Annotated in this window: 16 protein-coding genes; 7 read left to right on the top strand and 9 right to left on the bottom strand. The window is 60.1% G+C overall.

Features of this window, described 5'->3' with window-relative positions:
• Positions 1 to 15: 15 nt before the first annotated feature.
• The 3 genes from J8C06_RS02375 to J8C06_RS15335 form a co-directional block, all read right to left on the bottom strand.
• Complete coding sequence (locus J8C06_RS02375) at positions 16 to 2,124, bottom strand: protein kinase domain-containing protein (RefSeq protein WP_211429197.1); 2,109 nt, start codon at positions 2,122 to 2,124, stop codon at positions 16 to 18.
• 95 nt (positions 2,125 to 2,219) lie between these two features.
• On the bottom strand, positions 2,220 to 3,260 hold the full coding sequence (locus J8C06_RS02370; protein ID WP_211429196.1) for a 6-phosphofructokinase: 1,041 nt from the start codon (positions 3,258 to 3,260) through the stop codon (positions 2,220 to 2,222).
• Positions 3,261 to 3,445: 185 nt separating this feature from the next.
• Positions 3,446 to 4,222 (bottom strand): J domain-containing protein, encoded by a 777-nt coding sequence (locus J8C06_RS15335; RefSeq protein WP_211429195.1) that lies wholly within the window; start codon positions 4,220 to 4,222, stop codon positions 3,446 to 3,448.
• 193 nt (positions 4,223 to 4,415) lie between these two features.
• Here J8C06_RS15335 and J8C06_RS02360 point away from each other — a divergent pair, with 193 nt between their 5' ends.
• Complete coding sequence (locus J8C06_RS02360; protein WP_211429194.1) at positions 4,416 to 5,198, top strand: SseB family protein; 783 nt, start codon at positions 4,416 to 4,418, stop codon at positions 5,196 to 5,198.
• On the opposite strand, the gene J8C06_RS02355 is transcribed toward J8C06_RS02360, so the two are convergent.
• A complete protein-coding gene (locus tag J8C06_RS02355) occupies positions 5,195 to 6,142 on the bottom strand; it encodes an ROK family protein (RefSeq protein WP_211429193.1) in 948 nt (315 codons plus the stop codon). The two genes, J8C06_RS02360 and J8C06_RS02355, sit on opposite strands and share 4 nt — an antisense overlap.
• Positions 6,143 to 6,291: 149 nt before the next feature.
• On the opposite strand from J8C06_RS02355, the gene J8C06_RS02350 reads away from it, so the two are divergent.
• The 6 genes from J8C06_RS02350 to J8C06_RS02325 all read left to right on the top strand — a co-directional run bounded on the left by J8C06_RS02350 (position 6,292) and on the right by J8C06_RS02325 (position 12,956).
• A complete protein-coding gene (locus J8C06_RS02350) occupies positions 6,292 to 7,272 on the top strand; it encodes a VWA domain-containing protein (RefSeq protein ID WP_211429192.1) in 981 nt (326 codons plus the stop codon).
• Between the two features lie 157 nt (positions 7,273 to 7,429).
• Positions 7,430 to 9,328, top strand: a complete 1,899-nt coding sequence (dnaK, locus tag J8C06_RS02345; RefSeq protein ID WP_211429191.1) for a molecular chaperone DnaK — start codon at positions 7,430 to 7,432, stop codon at positions 9,326 to 9,328.
• Between the two features lie 112 nt (positions 9,329 to 9,440).
• On the top strand, positions 9,441 to 10,364 hold the full coding sequence (locus J8C06_RS02340; RefSeq protein WP_211429190.1) for a DnaJ C-terminal domain-containing protein: 924 nt from the start codon (positions 9,441 to 9,443) through the stop codon (positions 10,362 to 10,364).
• A 29-nt stretch (positions 10,365 to 10,393) separates the two neighbouring features.
• A complete protein-coding gene (locus J8C06_RS02335) occupies positions 10,394 to 10,831 on the top strand; it encodes a MerR family transcriptional regulator (RefSeq protein WP_211429189.1) in 438 nt (145 codons plus the stop codon).
• A 26-nt stretch (positions 10,832 to 10,857) separates the two neighbouring features.
• On the top strand, positions 10,858 to 12,360 hold the full coding sequence (locus J8C06_RS02330) for a phytoene desaturase family protein (RefSeq protein ID WP_211429188.1): 1,503 nt from the start codon (positions 10,858 to 10,860) through the stop codon (positions 12,358 to 12,360).
• A gap of 47 nt (positions 12,361 to 12,407) precedes the next feature.
• Positions 12,408 to 12,956: a hypothetical protein gene (locus J8C06_RS02325; protein WP_211429187.1), complete on the top strand. Its 549-nt coding sequence runs from the start codon at positions 12,408 to 12,410 to the stop codon at positions 12,954 to 12,956.
• Positions 12,957 to 12,991: 35 nt separating this feature from the next.
• Here J8C06_RS02325 and J8C06_RS02320 read toward each other — a convergent pair whose 3' ends face one another.
• The 5 genes from J8C06_RS02320 to J8C06_RS02300 form a co-directional block, all read right to left on the bottom strand.
• Entirely contained in the window at positions 12,992 to 14,431 is a 1,440-nt protein-coding gene (locus J8C06_RS02320; RefSeq protein ID WP_211429186.1) for an alpha/beta hydrolase, read from the bottom strand.
• Between the two features lie 36 nt (positions 14,432 to 14,467).
• Positions 14,468 to 15,049: a DUF1990 family protein gene (locus tag J8C06_RS02315; protein WP_211429185.1), complete on the bottom strand. Its 582-nt coding sequence runs from the start codon at positions 15,047 to 15,049 to the stop codon at positions 14,468 to 14,470.
• Between the two features lie 115 nt (positions 15,050 to 15,164).
• The gene (locus tag J8C06_RS02310; protein ID WP_211429184.1) at positions 15,165 to 15,593 is read right to left on the bottom strand and encodes a hypothetical protein; all 429 of its coding nucleotides are present in this window, start codon (positions 15,591 to 15,593) and stop codon (positions 15,165 to 15,167) included.
• Positions 15,594 to 15,688: 95 nt separating this feature from the next.
• Positions 15,689 to 17,944: a hypothetical protein gene (locus J8C06_RS02305; protein ID WP_211429183.1), complete on the bottom strand. Its 2,256-nt coding sequence runs from the start codon at positions 17,942 to 17,944 to the stop codon at positions 15,689 to 15,691.
• A 182-nt stretch (positions 17,945 to 18,126) separates the two neighbouring features.
• Positions 18,127 to 20,397 (bottom strand): YbbR-like domain-containing protein, encoded by a 2,271-nt coding sequence (locus J8C06_RS02300; RefSeq protein ID WP_211429182.1) that lies wholly within the window; start codon positions 20,395 to 20,397, stop codon positions 18,127 to 18,129.
• Positions 20,398 to 20,437: the final 40 nt, after the last annotated feature.

The following is a 20,437-nucleotide window of genomic DNA, read 5'->3' as shown; positions in this document are numbered from 1 at the left end:
AAAAATTTCGTTGACCTAACGCTTTCGATACCGGCGCAGGGTGTCGGCAAGTTTTTGATAGCTTTTGTTTTGGGGGTCGAGTTGAACAGCCTGGTCAGCAGCTTCCGCTGCTTCAGCATAGCGTTTCTCGAAGAAAGCAACCACGGCCAGTTGAGCATAGACGGCCGCTAGGTCGCGGTCGCGCCGGAGCGCGTTGTCCTGCAAAATTTTTTCTAACTGCTCACGCGCCAGTCCAAACTGCTGGCGGTCAACGAAAAGCATCGCCAGCACGAGCCGGGGCGGCGCTTCCAGGCTTTTTCGGGTCGCAGTTGACAGGGCAGCGCGGGCCTCGCGTTCAGCCGCTTCCGAGGCAGAGGCAAACTTCCGTTTGTTGGAAAAGTATTGATCGGCGTAGATTTGGGCGAGACAGGCGTGGGCGTAACAAGCGTATTCCGGCTCTGGATCAAGCTCCAGGCACCGCTTCTGATGGGCAATCGCTTCCTCGGTCTTTGCCTGGCGGTACTTCAACACACCCAAATTCTGGTAAGCCGGGCCATAATTGGGGTGCGAGCGTAAGACACCATACACGATGTCTTCCGACTCCACGAAACGCTCTTGCTCAAACAGAATTTCAGCTTTTTCAATTCGCAACTCAGGGGAGGTCGGGTTGGTAGTCAGTGCCTGGTCAACCAACTCCAAGGCAGCGGGGTAGTTGCCGGCTTCACGCGACGAGCGGGACTGCTGAAGTATCGCCGTGCTGTCAGTTTTAGCCGGCGACGCGGGATTGTCAGGCTTGGCCGAGCTGGATTCGCGCGGCGCGTAGAAAACATACAGCCCGACGCCAAGCACGATGGCAAGCAGCACCACGCTAACCACCGCGACCAGACCGCCGATCAGGACGACGTTTGACTTCGAGGCGCTTGGCTTGGCAATGGGATGCGCCGGTGGCGTTGGCAGCGTGGGGGATGGCTCAAAGCGTGGGATTGGCGTGGATGACGGCGTTGGTTGGGCAGACGGCGTCGGCTGCACAACGGTCGCACCCGGCGGCGCGGCATAGGCAGCGGGCGGACGGAACACGTCGTCCGGCACCGGGGACGAGGGTTGGGTGTCCACTGGCGAGCGCGCCCCGGCCGTGGCAATGGTCACCCCTTGATACCGAGTTGGCTGGCTGGCGGCCGGCGTGGCGGACATGGCCTGCGTACCATCGGCGGCAAAAGCCTTTTCGAGCTGCGTGGCAAACGCGCCGGCGGAAGCCGGACGATGGGCCGGCGACTGCGCCAAACCTTGTCGCACCACGGCTTCAATCGAAGGGGGAACTGAGACATGCGGCGCGGCCTGGGCCATCGGACGGGGAGGCTCCGACAAGCGGACGACCATCTGGGCCTGCATCGAATCGCCCTGGAAGGCGGGTTCACCGGTCAGCATCTCGTAGGTGACCAGCGCCAACGCATAGACATCCGAGCGGGCATCGAGCGGTTCACCCATTGCCTGCTCAGGCGACATGTACTGCGGCGTCCCCACGATAAACCCAACTTGCGTCATCGGAACCAGGCTTTCCTGTCCACCAACGGCCTTCGCGATTCCAAAATCCACCACTTTGATGCGGTCGCCATCCAGAACCATGATGTTGTCGGGCTTGAGATCGCGGTGGATCACGCCTAACTGGTGCGCGGCATCGAGCGCCGAAGCAATCTGCCGAACCATGGGCACCACCCGTCCCAACGGAAGCGGTCGCTGCTTTTGCAAAAGCTTGGTAAGGGATTGGCCCTGGATGTATTCCATGGCCAGAAAGGCTACGCCCGACTCAGCTTCGCCAAAATCGTGAATAACGACCGCGTTGGGATGATTGATGCTGGCGGCCAGCTTGGCTTCCCGCAGGAAACGGCGTCCGGCATCGGCATTTGAGGTGTCTGGACGCAGAACCTTGACGGCATCCACGCGGCCGAGCAGGCGGTGGCGCGCACAATAGACGCTCCCCATGCCGCCTTCGCCCAGTTTGGAGAGGATTTCATAACGGCCAGCCAAGACCTTCCCGATGAAGGGATCATCCGAAACGGAACCCGCGCTGACCAACGTAGCGCCGTCCCGTGGGCAGAACTTGGCGTCATCAGGGTAAGTGGTTCCACAAGTCGGGCATTGTCTCATCAGTCGGCCGCGCTCCAGAAACGGTCAAGGCACCAGGCGAATAGGTGGCTAAACACCATGATGCCCCTGGCATGCCATTTAGCTTAACCGATAGCTTAGCCGAAAAAGACGCGCGCTGTCGCATACAACTCATCATCCAGACGTTTGATGCAGGCCACGGCCCGTTCAATCGGAACCGACACGAGGCGCATGCCCTGCAATGCCGCCATGCAACCAAACTCGCCGGCGCATACCATTTCGACCGCCTTGACACCGAGCCGTGTCGCCAGCAGGCGGTCATAAGCTGTCGGTACGCCGCCCCGTTGCGTGTAGCCGAGCACCGTCACACGAGTTTCAATGCCGGTCAGTTCTTCAATCTTTTTGGCAAGCAAGTGTCCGATGCCCCCAAGGCGCGTGTGTTGAAACACCCGCTCGCGCTCTTCTGGCGCGAGAAAATCTTCATCTGGGTGAGGGTGGGCGTCTTCCGCAACAACGATGATCGAGAAAAATCGCCCTAGCGACTTGCGGTGGTTCAGGATTTGACACACCTCGCTGATGCGAAACGGGTGCTCTGGAACAAGGATGATGTCGGCTCCACCAGCAATCCCGGACCCGGCTGCAATCCACCCGGCATGCCGCCCCATGACTTCCACCACCATGACCCGGTCATGCGACTCCGCCGTGGTATGCAGCCGGTCAATCGCCTCGGTAGCCACCGAGAGCGCGGTGTCGAAACCAAACGTCATGTCGGTTCCGCACAAGTCGTTATCGATCGTTTTGGGGACGCCAACAATCGGATAACCATACCGCTGGTATATCTCCAGCGCCGCGCTCAAGGTTCCTTCCCCACCAATGACGATGAGCGCGTCAAGTTCATACTTGCGCCAGTTGGCGCGGACTCGCTCAGCGACTTCATCGGTCTCCACGGGATTGGTGCGCGAAGTACCGAGGATAGTTCCACCGCGTGGCAGGATGCCCGAAACAGAGTACCGCGTCAGTGGTTCGACTCGGCCGTGGATGAGGCCATTCCACCCTTGATGAATGCCGAGCACGCGAATCCCATCTTGCATGGCGCGGCGGACGACAGCGCGCAGCGCGGCATTGAGGCCGGGGGCGTCACCGCCCCCCGTCAATACACCTAATGTACGAATTTCCATGACGCTACCTCGTCCCATGTATCCAAGAAATCGCTCGCCCGAGAAGTCACGCAAGCCCGACTCCCCAAACGAACGTCCAAATACACCCAACGCCACTATAGCAAAGCGTCAAGGGCCTACGGTTTCACAAGTGTGACATTTTGCACATTTGGCCTTGAGTCTGGAACGCGCAATCACCGTCAGGCTCAGACCCGGCGCAAGGCCTGTTCCCACCGATGAAGGTGGCTCAGCAGCAACAGCACGATAGGCGGGAACAACACGCCATCGTGGAGCGCGCCAAAGGCTGGAAAGGACCTATGCTCCCAAGCGCTGACAACGGCACCGAGACAATAACCGGCCACCAAAGCCGTGGCATAGCCTGCCAAAAGAACAGCCACAACGACACTCCGGCTGAAGGGCTGCGTAGGGACGGCGGGTTCCGTCACCGAAAGCAAGGTTTGCCGGTAGGTGTAATGTTCCAGCATCACCCAGAGGCGTCGCGCCAGATACCATAGGCTGAAGATTCCAACACCCCACAGGGCCAGCCACACCCAACCATCGTTTGCGCCGAAGAGAACAGATGGACGCGCGGCCGTGGCGGCTAGCGTTGACAGCCACCCGACGACCACAAACAGCACCGCCTCGGCCCGAAACTCGGCTTCGCGCCGCTCGGCTTCAAGCATGTCGTTGATGATGCTTTCAATCCGAATTTTATAGGCCCGGACGCGAGCGGCGCGCCGCCGCCGACTTTCCCGTGGCGGTGGGGGCGCCGGCTCAACGGTCTCGCCCCGATCATACCGTGTCCGCAAGTCTGGGTGGCTAAGCACCCGATACGCGGCGGTAATTTCAGCAAAGCGCTCGGCGGCATCTGGAGACTGGCTCACATCGGGATGGTGGAGCCGTGCCAGGCGGCGGAAGGCCGACCGAATCTCGTTCGGCGAAGCCTCACGGGACACACCGAGTATCTCGTAAAAATCCCCCATAGCGCCACGTTGGGTTGATCGGAAAAAGTGTCACTCGGCGCGGAGAGCGCAGCGAAGCGGCTTAGGATTATAACGCAAAAGAGCGGTTATCGGCGATAACCCGGCCGTGGAGAGGTTTTCTTTTTCAACGTGTCCAGTACACTGGTGGTAGTCCTTTGAGGTCAGACCCTGCTACTCATGGAGAAGTTCCGCTATGCCTTTGCCCGACGCCCGGACGGCCGTACGCGAGCACCTGGCCGGACGCATCACCCACGCCACGCTTTTTCGCAGCCTCATGACCCATGTGGACTGGCACGTGCCGGTTCACACCAGCCCAGAAGGTGAGGCTGTGGTTCTGACGTTTGTTGACGCTGCCGGGGAACGATGGATCAAAGTTTTCACCGACTTGAGCGCCGTTGAAGCCTGGGTTGCGCAGGAAGGGAAAGAACTGGACGGACAGTGCCTTGTCACGGATGGGGCCAACCTCTTTGGCGCACTTGATGCCGAACTCGCCGGTGTCGAAATCAATCCGGGGCTGCCCGAAGGGGTTCACTACCAACGCCAACACATTCCACTACTACAGCAATGGGCACGGATTATCGAACTTGAAAGTGCCCTGGAAACGATTGATGCCGGCGAAACCCCCATCGGGTTGCTCCGCGACTATGATGCCTATGTGCTGGTTCTAAAGCGCACCGGCGCGGACAGTGCCCAGTTGGTACTGGCCCCCGATGCTGATGACCGCATGCTCGCGGCAGTGTTCACCGCCGAAGACACCCTGGCAGCGTTCTTTGACCAAGTGCTGGCGTCGGCGGATTTTGAACCGATTCCGGTTCGCGTCAACGGCGAGCAACTGTTCACCCAGCTTCAAACCCTGCCGCTCGATGGCTTGGTCTTCAACTGTAGCGGGCCGACTCAGCCGCGCGCTTTTGGCAAGCGGCTGGCGGATTACGTCCTCTCCCGTGGCGACGAGTCAGGGCGCGGGTCAGCGCGCTAGGTTACAGCGTCTCGCGCCGCCTGGCCGGCAACTTGGGCAGCGCCAACGGCAGCATCAACTGTGGATAAGAGAATCCGGCACACGGCCAGCGCCGACGACGCGGTGCGCCGCTCGACTTCTTCACGGACCGGGTCGAGGAGGATTTGCCCAGCCGCCGCCAGTTCACCGCCAATCAGGAGCAGCTCTGGGTTGAGCAAGTTGATCAGCCGCGCCGCCGCCATGCCGACGTGAACCCCAGCCCGGGTGATCATGACCTGGGCTAGTTCATCCCCGAGACGCGCCATGTTGAGCAGGTCTTCGAGGCCAATCTCCCGATTACGCGGAATCCCGCGCCGTGAGAGCGAAGAGGTGCGGTCCCGGTACATCCGATCCTGAGCGCGACGAATGAGGCCGTCCCCACCGATTCGTTCCTGGAGCGTGACTTCGCCATCCACATCTACGGAGTCGTAGCCAATCATCCCGGCAATCCCGGTGGCGCCGGTCCAGAGGCGCCCTTTGTGCAGCATGGCCGCGGAAACCTCATAGCCGGTTTCCACGTACACCACGGTCTGGCAACCGCGCGCGACACCACACCGGTACTCGCCAATCAGCGCCGCCGCCGCCCGTGAGACAAGCTGCGCCGCCCCGAGCGAACCGCAGGGTCGTAGGTCGTCCAGCGCCACTGCTGACCACAGCGAGCGCGACTCACAGCGGTCCGTCGCCCGATTGAGGCTTCCTGGCAAGGCAATGCCAACCCCACCGAAGAGCGCGGCATCGGATTCAGTCGATAGCAGCTCTGCAACCAGCGCCCGGACTGATGCCACGGCCTCGGTCGGCGCATGGCCGGTGAGTCCATGCTGACGCTGGGTGACGACTTCACCGCTTGCCTCGCAAACGACGCCACGCAGAAACGTCGCGGCGCATTCAATCCCAATCAACAAACGCTCGTCGGATGTGTTTGGCATAGTGCTAGTATTCCCCACGTTGAAGGCGGCCCTTCAGTCGCCAGATGCCCTTCGGCTCGCCCCAGAGACCAAGCATAACAACGGCTGGGTTATGTACCAACTTGAGAATTCCCTCGCCACCAAGAGCATCCTGCCGCGTGTCAGAGGTTATGCGTCAGAAGATTAGCCGCGTCCATTCGTCAGATGAGGTTACCCCGGCGAAGAACAGTCCGGTGATGAGCCGCCGGACCTTTCTGGCGCGGACGGGGGTTGGGTTGATGGTTGGGTTGTCCAGTAGCGGCACGGCGGCCCAGTCGGGGCGCGTGGGTGAGAACCAAACATCCCGGACACGTCTGACCGTGATCGCCCAAGTCCCGACTCCAGACGCTCCCCCCACGCAGCTTGGGGTCACCGATCTGACGCTCTACGATGCTGGCTTGGAGCAGACCCTCGAAAGCGTTGAGCCAGACCCATCAGCCGCAACCATCGTCTTTTTAGCTGATAATTCCGCTACGTTCCAGGCTGAGACGGGCGACATGGAACAGGTGGCACGGTCACTGATCCGGGAACTCTTCACCGGCGACCGATTGATGCTCATCGGCTACGCCAAAGAGCCTGAGATTCTATGCGACTTGACGGAGGATGCGGCGCAACTCGTGGCCGGCGCAAAGCTTTTCCGTAAGCGTTCGACGCCGTGCCTCTACGACGCGCTGCTGGCGGTTACGGAAGATGTCTTTCGCCCGGCGACCACCGTCAGCAAGCGGGTCATCGTGCTGCTTTCAGATGGTTATGACGAAGGTTCACGCACCTCCTTTGAAGCGGCCTTGGCAGCGCTGCAATCAGCGGATGTGGTGGTCTATGTCCTCCAGGCCCAGGACCGAACCTATGGCGCGCCGCGCGCCAAGCGGCTCGGGCCCAAACCGCTTGAAGCCATCCGGCAGTTGACCGAAGGCACTGGCGGCCGCGCCTTCAAGCTCGATGAACCCAACGCCGCCGCCATTCTGACGGATGAGGTTCGACGCCGTTGGTTTAGTGTGCGCTATGCACCGCAGGTGACTGACGCGACGGTGGCGCGACGGCTCTACTTGGTTGCGAACGACGGGCAAATGATGCTTCGCGCCAAGAAAAGCCACCCGCCACGTCACCCCTGACTCACAGCATCAAAGTAAGAAAAAGTTGACAATAAAAGACTCATATATTAAAGTCTCGACATGGAAGTTCCGACGTTGGCCAACCGGCAAGCAGCCACCACCCAGCCACGTTTCGTGAACCTCATCTCAACGACGTGTGGAGTGCAACAGAACAGCCATGGGGAAAATCATCGGCATTGACTTAGGGACGACCAACTCAGTCGTCGCAGTAATGGAAGGCGGCGAGCCAATCGTCATTACCAACTCCGAGGGCGCTCGGACGACGCCATCCGTTGTGGCGTTCACCAAGGACGGCAGCCGTCTGGTGGGACAAGTGGCCAAGCGTCAAGCCGTAACCAATCCAGAGAACACGTTTTATTCGGTCAAGCGCTTCATCGGTCGCCGCTTCAACGAAGTCAAAGGCGAGACCAAGCAAGTTCCCTACAAAGTCATGGAGGGACCCAACGGCGACGTCCGCTTGATGGGCGGCGGCAAGGAATGGGCGCCCCCAGAGATTTCCGCCATGGTTTTGCAAAAGCTCAAAACCGCCGCGGAAGACTACCTGGGTCAGCCAGTCACAGAGGCCGTCATTACCGTCCCGGCCTACTTCAACGATGCCCAGCGGCAGGCCACGAAAGATGCTGGCAAGATCGCGGGACTCGACGTCAAGCGTATTGTCAATGAGCCCACGGCGGCGGCGCTTGCCTACGGACTGGACAAAAAGAAAGACGAAACCATCGCCGTTTTTGACTTTGGTGGTGGAACCTTTGACATCTCGATCCTAGAAGTCGGCGAAGGCGTGGTTGAAGTCAAATCCACCAATGGTGACACCCACCTGGGTGGCGACGACGTGGATGAATGCCTGATCAACTGGATCGTCAGCGAGTTTAAAAAGGACCAGGGCATTGATTTGACCGCCGACAAGATGGCACTTCAGCGCCTGAAAGAAGCCGCTGAAAAAGCCAAGATTGAGCTGTCGTCAGCCATGGAAACTGAAATCAACCTGCCCTTCATCACGGCCGACGCTTCTGGACCGAAGCACCTGGTGATGAAGTTGACGCGGGCCAAGTTTGAACAACTGGTGGACGATATTCTCCGCCGCACGCTTGAACCCTGCCGCAAGGCACTTGAGGACGCCGGACTGAAGCCATCCCAGATTGACGAAGTCATCCTGGTCGGTGGCTCGACGCGGATTCCCAAAGTGCAACAGATGGTCAAGGAGTTCTTTGGCAAGGAACCGAACCGCTCAGTCAACCCGGATGAAGTCGTGGCCATTGGTGCGGCCGTCCAGGCCGGGGTGCTCGCCGGTGACGTGAAGGACTTGCTCTTGCTCGACGTAACGCCATTGAGCCTGGGGATTGAAACCCTGGGTGGGGTCAACACGGTCATGATCCCGCGCAACACTACGATTCCGACCCGCAAGAGCGAGATTTTCTCAACCGCCAGCGATAACCAGACGTCAGTTGAGGTTCACGTCCTCCAGGGTGAGCGTCCCATGGCCCGCGACAACCGGACACTTGGCATGTTCCGCTTGGTGGACATTCCACCTGCGCCGCGTGGCGTGCCACAAATCGAAGTGACGTTTGATATTGATGCCAACGGCATTGTCAATGTCACCGCCAAAGACCTCGGCACAGGACGCGAGCAAAAAATCACGGTCACGTCGGGTTCGGGTCTCAGCAAGGAAGACATTGACCGGATGGTGCGGGAAGCCGACGCCAACGCCGCCCAGGATCGTGAGCTACGGGAGCGGATTGAAGCCAAGAACAAGCTCGACTCGATGATTTACTCAACGGAAAAGCTCATTGCTGATAACCGTGAAAAGATCGAGTCAACCACGCTTTCAGAGATAGAAGGCATCCTTTCAGAAGCCAAGTCGAAGCTTGAAACAGCATCCCTGTCTGAACTCAACAGCCTGCATGATCGCCTGACCAAGGCCACCTATAAGGTTTCGGAGGTCATGTACAAGGATGCGGCCGGACGCGCCGCCGGTGCCGGAAAGAGCAATGGTGACGCGGGTAAAGGCGACGACAATGTCATTGACGCGGAATATGTTGACGTGGACGACAAACGATGACCCAGGGCCAGTCACCAACCTGACCGCTAACCCTACCGCCAGCCTCTAGTCCGCATCGGACTGGAGGCTGGCTGGACTTACGATTAGCTTCAACTTCGTAGCGGGGCAAGCCATGACCAAGCAGGATTATTACGCAACGCTCGGCGTCTCCAAAACCGCCTCCGCTGATGAAATCAAAAAGGCTTACCGCCGGCTTGCGCGCAAGTACCACCCAGATGTCAACCCTGGCGATAAAGTGGCTGAGGAAAAGTTCAAGTCCATTTCTGAGGCTTTTGATGTGCTGGGTGACGAGGAAAAACGCAAGGTGTATGACCGCTTTGGGGTTTACACCGAAGCCCATGCCCAAGCGGCCAAGGGTGGGGGCGGCATTCCCTTTGATTTTTCAAACTTCGACTTTGGCGGTAGCGCGTCGTTTCGGGACATCTTTGCCGAGATGTTTGGCGGCGGACGCAGCAGCAGCCGGGGGCCGTTTCCGCAGGCCGGACGCGACATCGAGCAAACGGTTTCCATCACATTTGAACAGGCCATGGAGGGAACGACCGTCAAGGTTGCGCTCCCACCGGTGGCTGGGCGGCCGGGCGAAACCATTACGGCGCGGATTCCGGCCGGGGTTGACAACGGTTCAAAGGTTCGGCTTGCCGGTAAGGGTTATCCTGGCGTGAATGGCGGACCGCCTGGTGATTTGTACCTTGTCACCAATGTCGGGGCACACCCGTTCTTCACCCGCAAGGGCGATAACATTTACTGCACTGTCCCGATCACCGTGCCAGAAGCCGCCCTTGGGGCCCGGATTGAAGTCCCTACCGTTGGGGGGAAGGCCCAGTTGCGGATTCCACCCGGAACGCAGTCTGGACAGAAGTTCCGCCTGCGCGAGAAGGGCTTTCCGGTGTTACGCAGCCCCGGCCAGCGGGGTGACCAATTTGTGGAGGTCAAGATTGTTCTGCCGTCGGTGATCAGCGAGGAAACCAAGGAACTTTTGCGCAAGTATGAACGCCTGAACCCGGAAAATCCACGCAAGTCGCTCGGCGTTGAGTGACCTCGCTTCAAAAACGAAGGGACGAAACCATGACGACACGCGGACAAAAGCAAGCCAAATCCCGCCGGTACTCGATTGGCATGGTCGCTGAAACCTTTGGCATTCATGAACAAACCCTCAGAATGTATGAGCGAGAAGGGTTGCTGGTGCCTTCCCGTTCGGCACGGAACACACGCTATTACACCGATGCCGACCTGGAGCGGCTCCAGTGTATTCTCAACCTGACCCGCGAGATGGGCGTTAACTTGGCCGGCGTCCAAGTGATCTTGGGCATGCGCGACCGGATGGAGGAAATGCACCACAACATGATGGCCTTGCTCGATTACGTCCGTGAGCATCTGGCAGCCCAGTCCGCCAATGCACTGATGCGTGTTCCTCCCACGCACATTGTCCTAGCAGAATCAATGACGCTCGAACCGTCCGCTCGGGTTCGCCCCCCGTCACCGCCACGCAACGGCCAACTGTAAACCGGCATGGAAGCCGGGGTGGATGTATGACGACACCGCGTGTCATCGTCATTGGCGCCGGACTCGGTGGGTTGGCAGCTGCGCTCCACCTTGCGGCCCGCGGCTTTCAGGTCAGGCTGCTTGAAAAGAATCCTTCCGTCGGCGGAAAACTCAACCGGATCACGGCAGATGGCTATTCGTTTGATACGGGTCCGTCGCTGGTCACAATGCCGGACATTCTCCGCAACACCTTTGCCGTCGCCGGAGAGCGGCTTGAAGACCACCTGACCCTTCAGCCGCTCGACCCCATCTGTCGCTACCGGTGGCCGGATGGCGTGCGTCTTGATCTATCGTCTGACCTGGCCAAAACCGTTACCGCGCTGCGCCGGATTGCGCCAGAGGACGAAGCCGCCTTTTTTCGCTTCCTGAGCTACGGGGCCGACCTCTACACGGCCACAGCGCCGGTGTTTCTGTTCAATGACTTCCGGGACTGGCGACAACTCTGGCGACAGCTTGACCGTCACTTGCTGCGCCAGCTTCCACGCCTGGCAACCCTCAAAACCGTTGCCGACCGAACGGCCGAGTTTTTTGCCAGCCCGTATCTGCGGCAGCTATTCAACCGCTACGCAACCTACAACGGCTCATCACCCTACCGGGCACAAGCTACCTTTTGTCTCATTCCTTATGTTGAGTTTGCCTTCGGAGCTTGGTACGTCGCCGGTGGCCTGTACCGGATTGCCGAAGCCCTGACCCGGATCGCCGAGGCCCAGGGTGTCGTCATCGAAACGAACGCTCCGGTCGCCGAAATCCTAGTCGAGCATGGAGGAGTCAAAGGGGTGCGGCTTGCCAATGGCGATGTACTGGTCGCAGATGCCATCGTCTCGAACGCCGACGCGCTCTACACCTATGCCAGGTTATTGCCAAGTGTCCGCCGCCGCGCTTACAGCGACCAGCGACTTGCCCGGATTGAGCCGTCTTGCTCGGGGTTCATTCTTTTGCTGGGGACAGCACGCAAGTTCGACCAGCTCGCCCACCACAACATCTTTTTTTCGCGTGATTATCCCGGCGAGTTTGCTGAAATTTTCGATACGCTGACCCCGCCGCGCGATCCGACCATCTACGTGTGCGCCACCAGCCGTACCGATCCAACCCAAGCGCCGCCGGGCGGTGAAAATCTGTTCGTGATGGTCAATGCTCCGGCGGTGTGCGATGCCTACGACTGGGACAACGTCGCGCGGGATTACCGCAACCAAATCGTGGCCCAGTTGGAGTCCGTTGGTCTGACCGGGCTTTCCGACAGCATTGTTTTTGAGGACATGCTGACGCCGAAGCGCTTTGCGACGTGGTTCAACGCGCATCGCGGTTCGATTTATGGGTTGTCGTCCAACAGCCTGCGCAACGCTTTCTGGCGTCCGCCTATCCGGGCGCGGGAAGTGCGCGGACTGTACTTCACCGGCGGGGGGACGCACCCTGGCGGGGGCATTCCACTGGTTCTGTTGTCGGGCAAGCTTGCGGCGGCGGCCGTTGCCAGCGACATTGGCAATCGGTAACGCTGCCCTCACCTTGAAAGCCACACCTGTGTCCGGGGAAAACCTCTATGCCGTCGTCACGCACCATCCGCGTCGGTTTAGCAGCGGCGCTGTTTGCCATCGGGATGCTGCTTCCGGCATCCCAGCCGCCTTCTGTCTATGGGCAGGCGCAAGTCGGCCGCGTGATCAAGGTTCGGCCGCGGGTCAGCATCCAGAGTTTCCGGTTCGACCCGCCGGAGATTACGGCGACCGAGTACGGCACGCTCGCGCGGTTGCGGGTGATTGTGCGCCTTGATCTCAATGACGGCGACCGGTTCACCTATGAGGTGCCCTTGGTTGCCATCCCGTGGCAACAGCGTGGCTTTGCGGATATTCGGGTCAAGGACATTGGCAAGAGCATCACGCTTTCAGCTACTCAACCGATCCAGGAAGTCGAATTTGAGTTTCGCGCCTTTCGCAACGAGCTTCAGACCACGGACGTTGAAGTCGGAGCAGAAGTGGAAATTATCACACCTGAGGACCACCCTTCCGCTTCATCCCTGGTTATACGGGGACGCAACCCCAGGCGGTCGCGGCAGGAGCAGCCGGGTGAAAGGCTCATGGTGCGCCGACCCTAGTTGCCCACGCTCGACAGGCAGCTCCGTGCCCGTGGTCACTTGCCAACGAAACCATCCATCCACTTGAAAATGTCAGGGAGGGCATCTGGCACAACCAGCAGGTGCTCGGCTTCATACAGTTTGAACGTCAGCGGCGTTTCCTGGGCGCGAAGTCGGTCGGCGAGTTGTTCCGACCCCGGACGCGAGAAATCCTTCGTGCCGGCCGCAACAAAAGTGGGAAGCGAGCGCAGCGCCACCACACTGCCGGGCGCGCGCCCGGAGATTGGCGCAATGCCGGCCAGGCGGTCGGCGTACTTGGCTGCCACGACCAGTGTGGTTGCCGCGCCCAGCGAATGGCCGACGATGAATATCCGCTTCGCCTTGGGCGCGACCAGCGCCGGCAGTTGCTCGATGACAGGGCCGTAGTCGTCCAGCGGACTGGTGACCCGCGGGCACAGCAGGGACCAGCCCCGCGCGCGACACAGCCGAACGATCTCGCCGTCGCCATAGCTATCGAAAAACATGTTTTCACTGCCGCCCGCGCCGTGGAAAGCCACGACGACCACCGGCGCTTCCGGCGCGGCCAAGGCCCGAACCGGGAGCGTCCCCTTGGTCGTCGGCAGGCTGAGGAACAGTTCGCCGGTTCGTCCAGCCAGGGTCGAGGTCTGCGGTTTGGCGCGAAGCTGTTGCGCCATGGCTTCAGCGTCTCGCAGGAGTTGCAAGCCCGGCAGATCGGTTTCCACCGGCCCACGTTTGCGTAGCGTGTCGAGCATTGCCAGACGGGCGGTGAGCGTCGCCACATCAATGGGCAGCGCTGGTGGTGTCTGGTTCAACTCGGTGACGGCGGCCTTGAGGGCCGCCAGCCGCCGGTCGAGATCGCGCGCCCGGCTCAGTCCAATGCGCCAGGTCCGCAGGTTCGGCGCATCGGGCGTCCCCACCACCAGCTCAAGCGCCGTATCGGACTCCTGCCGGGTCGGTTCACAGGCCACGCGCACGCGATGCGGCAGGGTCGCCTCGGACGGCAGTTGAACCTGGGTGACTTGCTTCCCAACCATCAACCGGAGCGTGAGGGGTGGACGCGGTGACGGCACCTCATAAAGGGCCGAAAGCTCGACTTCCAACACCAGTTCACGCAGGTCGAGAAACGCCCGCGCCGGCGTTGCGGCTAACGCCATGACCCACCGCTCGGCAGCCGTCGGCGTGTGGTTGTGGAGGGCAGCCGTCGTGTCGTCGAGCGCCTGCGCCACAACGCCCGTGTTGCCGGAGAAGAAACCCAGGACGGCGGTTTGCACCCGTGGGATCACAGCCGCGCGCCGCTCCGCGTCCTGGCACTGCATCCAGGCGCGTTCGAGCGCCCGCGTGCGGCGCCCCAACTCGTAGCGTCCTTCGGCAAAACGAATCGGGCCCGCCGGCCCAGGCGCGGACTGGGCCGCCACCAAACCACAGGTGAGCGCCAGGCCGGCCAACCACACTGTCAGCAATACAGCTCGTCGCATAGGTTAGAACCAAGTCTTAAAAGTTACTCCGTCCCGCTACGCGCCAGTAGGCCGCACTGCGGCGCGCATCGCTTGACACGAATCGGCGGCAAAGCGTTTCTGAAACAGCCGTGTCACCGGATACGCCAGTTGCGCCAGCGGATGGGCCGGACGTGAAAACGCCAGAATGTCATACCACACGCCATCGCTGGAAGGCTCCCATTCAATCAGGAATCGCTCCTCGCCCGATTCAACGTGGGACGGCAAGGTGCCGTAGCCAAAGCCGAACCGGCGTTCCTCGGCAATGACGTACACCACCCGACAAGCATTTAGCGACCAGAACCCAAAGTGCCACGGCACAACGGCGACCACTTGCCCGACTTCGATGGGGGTCATGGGACGGTAGCAGCGCAGCCAAGGCAATTCGAACATTGCCCACCGGCGAAGCGCGGCGCAGGCGTGGTGAAAGGTCGCGGCACCATGGCCGAGCCGAATGCGCGTCCGATCCACGGTGTAGCCACTTGGCAGGGCAACGGCGGCGCGCGTTGCGCCTTCTGGCGCATAGGTCAGCGCCTGTTCGGCCTGGGCTTCCAGAAAGGCTTCCAACTGCTGGGTGGTTGGCGGCGTGAACAAAAACATGGCTTATCTATCGTGGCCATCCGTGGACTGCCGGCCAAGCAGGTGTTCCGGCAGCAAGAAAAAAGCTGCCGACGCCTGATGACATCGGCAGCTTCAACCCCTGACCAAACACGATTTAGCTGTTGCCGCTTGCGCCGCCGCTATACATCGTGAAGCTACCCCAAATTTGGTCAATTTCCTGCTCGTGCGCTTTGAACTCCTCCTCGGTTGTCCCAACAATCATGATGTAGTTGTCCGTGACATCCGTGGCGACAAGGATTTTCACTTTGTACTTTTTATTGTCCTTGTCAACCAGGCTTCCAAGCGCCAGCGCGTAGTCGTCTGACAACTTTTCTTCCTTGTCGTGCTTGAGCAGAAAGCTAAACTCCTTGAGAATGGCTTCCGACGTTTTGAAGAGGTCATCTAGCGTGAGCCGTTTGTCCTTGAAGGCCACCACGAGAACAGTCAGTTCAGATGGCTTCGGCGTTTCACCGACACTGGCTTCTTGACGGTTGAATTCTTGGCGGTTGAAACCGGACTGCCGCCTGCCAGCGTCTTGTGTCACCCGTCAGGACTTTTCAACACACCTCGAGAAGGTGGGCTTGGGCAACCAATGCCCCTTAACTCTCAGGATGTTCTCATTTAGGCACTTGACCAGGGCTATGGCTTCACAATGGCAAGGTCGTTAAGCGTCCGCGTTGGAGTCTCAATGACGTACGCATCATCCGGCAAAATGCGCGCGATTCCCCCCACCAAAATCCTGTCTCCCTGCATACCTTCCTGCCGGGTTGTGAACCGAATTTTTTCTATTTTACTGGTGTTGGGTAGGGATATTGTGACATCCCGCAGATAATTCTCAACAGAGACTTGAACGAAGCCGCCTCTCATGTTGTCAGAAATCGATCGCAGCTTAACGTCAACTGATGGCACATTAAAGTTTAAGCCTTCAACCTTGATAATCACGCCACACGTCGAGCTGTCGCCGGCCCTTATCTCGCTGGGATTAAACGGCAGGCCTTCCAGTGTCACCAACGGTTTCACTTGCACCGGAAACCACGCAGTGTGCAAGACACTGCCTAGATTGCTGTCATACGCCGTCCAACTTGCCGACAAGGCCATCTCGCCAATGTGGTTTCCTGAGGCTTGTGCTTCCGACTGTCCAGCTTGCACCACCACGCCAGCCCCATTCGCCGAACGGGGCTCCCACGTCTGTACCCGCGCCAGTTGTGGAACGTGGGGCACCCCATAACACGTCAGGTACTGCTCAAAAGCCCGGTAGGGACGTACCTGCGTCACCCCAAGCGCCCCAGGACCAGTAATCCACCCACTCCCAAACAAATCCCCACAGCAGTTGTAGCAAGCATACGTGCTGCTCGCCTCCGTCCTGGAGTCTAGATACTCCGCCCGCCCTACAATCCCTTTCGTCTCCACACCCTGCACCGACCAGAAAAACTGCCCCCGCTCACACCACGACGGCATCCGTTCCCCACGAGTGTCCGACTGCTCCATCAATCTCTCCCTCCCCAAGTCAATCATCACCGTTTCCCCAGGCCCAAGCTTCGCCTGCCCAAACCCATAGTCCTCCCCACTCTCAAACCGCACCGAAGCGTGATACCGCACCTCCTTGTCCGTCGTGTTCTTCAAATACACCACCGTGTTCTCATCCATCCCCAACCGCACCGGATAACTCCCCGCCGCGCTCGGCATCATCTCCCGATCCACCACCGGCACCCGATACCCTCGCGCCCCATCTTCCCGCTCCACATCTACCGCAGCCCCAATCGTCCCAGCCCCACTCCCATACGCCAACTCGATCCCGGCTATCTGCATCCCACGCCGCTCCTCCTCACTCAGAACCACCGCCAGCGTCCGCGTCTCGCCCGCCCCTAACCGCACCGTCTCCAACTCCCGCCGCGCCATCGCCTCCCCAACCCGTCCAACCAACCACCCCCTCACCTCGCTCTCCCGAGCGCCAAAGTTGTGAACTGTCACGTATGGCGTCAACTTCCCTTTCACCAGCGGTCGCACCCGGACGCCATTCGCATGCCAGACCCCATCCCTGGCACGCCCTAAATCCATGAACGACACCACACTCACATACCCAGCCGCGTTCCACACCCATCCATTCGCTCGCACCGCACCCACCTCATCACTCTCCACCACCACACCCCCAGACCGTGGCACCTCCCCCAACGCCAACCCGACATCTACCAACCGTGTCGCCCGCCCCCCAAGTTCAAACCGGACGCCTTTCCCATCTTTCCCATCCACACGTACCCGCACCCCCACCGACCGCTCTGTCACGTTCGTCACCGCCACCTTCAACGCCCCACCCCGCGGCAGCCGATACACCCCGGCCAACCAAGTCGTCGCCAAACTCACCCGCGCATCCGACAGCCGGTCGCTCACCAACCGTCCACGCCGATCCTTCATCTCCACTTGCGCCCCAAGCACCAACGGCGCCCCTTCAAATGCCAACGCCACGCTCCCGCTCCCAAATGCCGTCCCTTCCCGCGCCCCAAGCTCCGCCAACGGCACGACCCGAAACGACTGCCCCGCGATGGTCAGCGGTGGGGCGCTATGCCGCCGCCCATCCAGCGCAAACAGCGTCGGCTGCACGGTCAACGGCTGCGGACTCTTGTTGTTGAGCAGCAAGGTGGTTTCCACGTCTGACGCCACCCAGTAGTAAGACGAGGTCAACACCTGAGTCGAACCGCCAGGCATAGCGCAGCCCGTCGGTGGTGGCTGGGGCGCCTGAGTCTGGGCGTGAGCAGGCGTCAACCCGCGCTGGATGACCGCCCACCCCCAGACGCCCGCCATGCCCAGGCACAAGACAACGCCAGCGGCAACGCGAGCAGCAACCACGTGGACGGCAAGCAGATTGGCGACAGACAGACGGCGTGACGGCAGCAGCATAGCCATACTCCTTTGATGGAGGTATCTTGCCTTTTCTAAACCTGCTGTTACTAAGGCACATCAATTAGGCAGCCTGTTTCGCCTGGCTTGTCAAGCAAGTTTTTGCTTTCTGGCGCTAGCTGTCCGGGCATTCAGTTGAAATCTCTCTTCAGTCACCGGAGCTAAGCGTTGCCAATGAATTTTTACGGCTTGTTGACGGTGAGAAGTTCAGTACTGACTCTTACGTCTGGCGGCTCAATAACATAATCATCGGGTCTTGGCAAAATCCTGACCTGCCCCCGTACCGTCACTACATCGGTCATGTTAGGGTCAAATTGGGCTTTAAACTCAACCTTCTCAATCTTCGTGGGATCACTCGCGAAGACCGTAACTTTGCGTTCTACTGGTTGAACAATTATCCTTCCAAATCCAGTCATCTCTTGCGGGTAAATCAGAAAGCGGACATTAAGTGATGTCAAGTTCTCTGTGAAGCCATGTACCTCGATCACGACATCACACTCCGAGATATGGTTGATATTATCTGCTGTGATGGTGGCCGGATTGAAGGGACCGACTCTATGAAGTATCACCAACGGTTTCACTTGCACCGGAAACCACGCAGTGTGCAAGAAACTGCCTAGATTGCAGTCATACGCCGTCCATCTCGCCAACAAGGCCATCTCGCCAATGTGGTTTCCTGAAACTTCTGCTTCCGACTGTCCAGGTTGCACCACCGCGCCAGCCCCATTCGCCGAACTGTACTCCCACGTCTGTACCCACGCCAGTTGCGGAACGTGAAGCCCACCATAACACGTCAGGTACTGCTCAAAAGCCCGGTAGGGACGTACCTGCGTCACCCCAAGCGCCCCAGGACCGGTAATCCACCCACTCCCAAACAAATCCCCACAGCAGTTGTAGCAAGCATACGTGCTGCTCGCCTCCGTCCTGTAGTCTAGATACTCCGCCCGCCCTACTATCCCTTTCGTCTCCACACCCTGCACCGACCAGAAAAACTGCCCCCGCTCATGAAACGGCATCCGTTCCCCACGCGCGTCCGGCTGCCCCATCAATCTCGCCCTCCCCAAGTCAATCATCACCGTTTCCCCAGGCCCCAGCTTCGCCTGCCCAAACCCATAGTCCTCCCCACTCTCAAACCGCACCGAAGCGTGATACCGCACCTCCTTGTCCGTCGTGTTCTTCAAATACACCACCGTGTTCTCATCCATCCCCAACCGCACCGGATAACTCCCCGTCGCGCTCGGAATCATCTCCCGATCCACCACCGGCACCCGATACCCTCGCGCCCCATCTTCCCGCTCCACATCTACCGCAGCCCCAATCGTCCCAGCCCCACTCCCATACGCCAACTCGATCCCGGCTATCTGCATCCCACGCCGCTCCTCCTCACTCAGAACCACCGCCAGCGTCCGCGTCTCGCCCGCCCCTAACCGCACCGTCTCCAACTCCCGCCGCGCCATCGCCTCCCCAACCCGTCCAACCAACCACCCCCTCACCTCGCTCTCCCGAGCGCCAAAGTTGTGAACTGTCACGTATGGCGTCAACTTCCCTTTCACCAGCGGTCGCACCCGGACGCCATTCGCATGCCAGACCCCATCCCTGGCACGCCCTAAATCCATGAACGACACCACACTCACATACCCAGCCGCGTTCCACACCCACCCATTCGCTCGCACCGCGCCCCGCTCATCACTCTCCACCACCACACCCCCAGACCGTGGCACCTCCCCCAACGCCAACCCAACATCTACCAACCGTGTCGCCCGCCCCCCAAGTTCAAACCGGACGCCTTTCCCGCCTTTCCCATCCACACGTACCTGCACCCCCACCGGTCGCTCTGTCACGTTCGTCACCGCCACCTTCAGCGCCCCACCCCGCGGCAGCCGATACACCCCGGCCAACCAGGTCGTCGCCAAACTCACCCGCGCATCCGACAGCCGGTCGCTCACCAACCGTCCACGCCGATCCTTCATCTCCACTTGCGCCCCAAGCACCAACGGCGCCCCTTCAAACGCCAACGCCACGCTCCCGCTCCCAAATGCCGTCCCTTCCCGCGCCCCAAGCTCCGCCAACGGCACGACCCGAAACGACTGCCCCGCGATGGTCAGCGGTGGGGCGCTATGCCGCTGCCCGTCCAGCCCAAACAGCGTCGGCTGCACGGTCAACGGCTGCGGACTCTTGTTGTTGAGCAGCAAGGTGGTTTCCACGTCTGACGCCACCCAGTAGTAAGACGAGGTCAACACCTGAGTCGAACCGCCAGGCATAGCGCAGCCCGTCGGTGGTGGCTGGGGCGCCTGAGTCTGGGCGTGAGCAGGCGTCAACTCACTCTGGATGACCGCCCACCCCCAGACGCCCGCCATGCCCAGGCACAGAACAACGCCGGCGGCAACGCGAGCAGCAACCACGTGGACGGCAAGCAGATTGGCGACAGACAGACGGCGTGACGGCAGCGTCATAACTATACTCCTTTGATAAAGGTATCTTACCTTTTCCAAA

It is taken from the genome of Chloracidobacterium validum, assembly GCF_018304825.1.
Classification (GTDB): Bacteria; Acidobacteriota; Blastocatellia; order Chloracidobacteriales; family Chloracidobacteriaceae; genus Chloracidobacterium; species Chloracidobacterium validum.
This window is presented reverse-complemented; position numbering and strand designations above follow the sequence as displayed.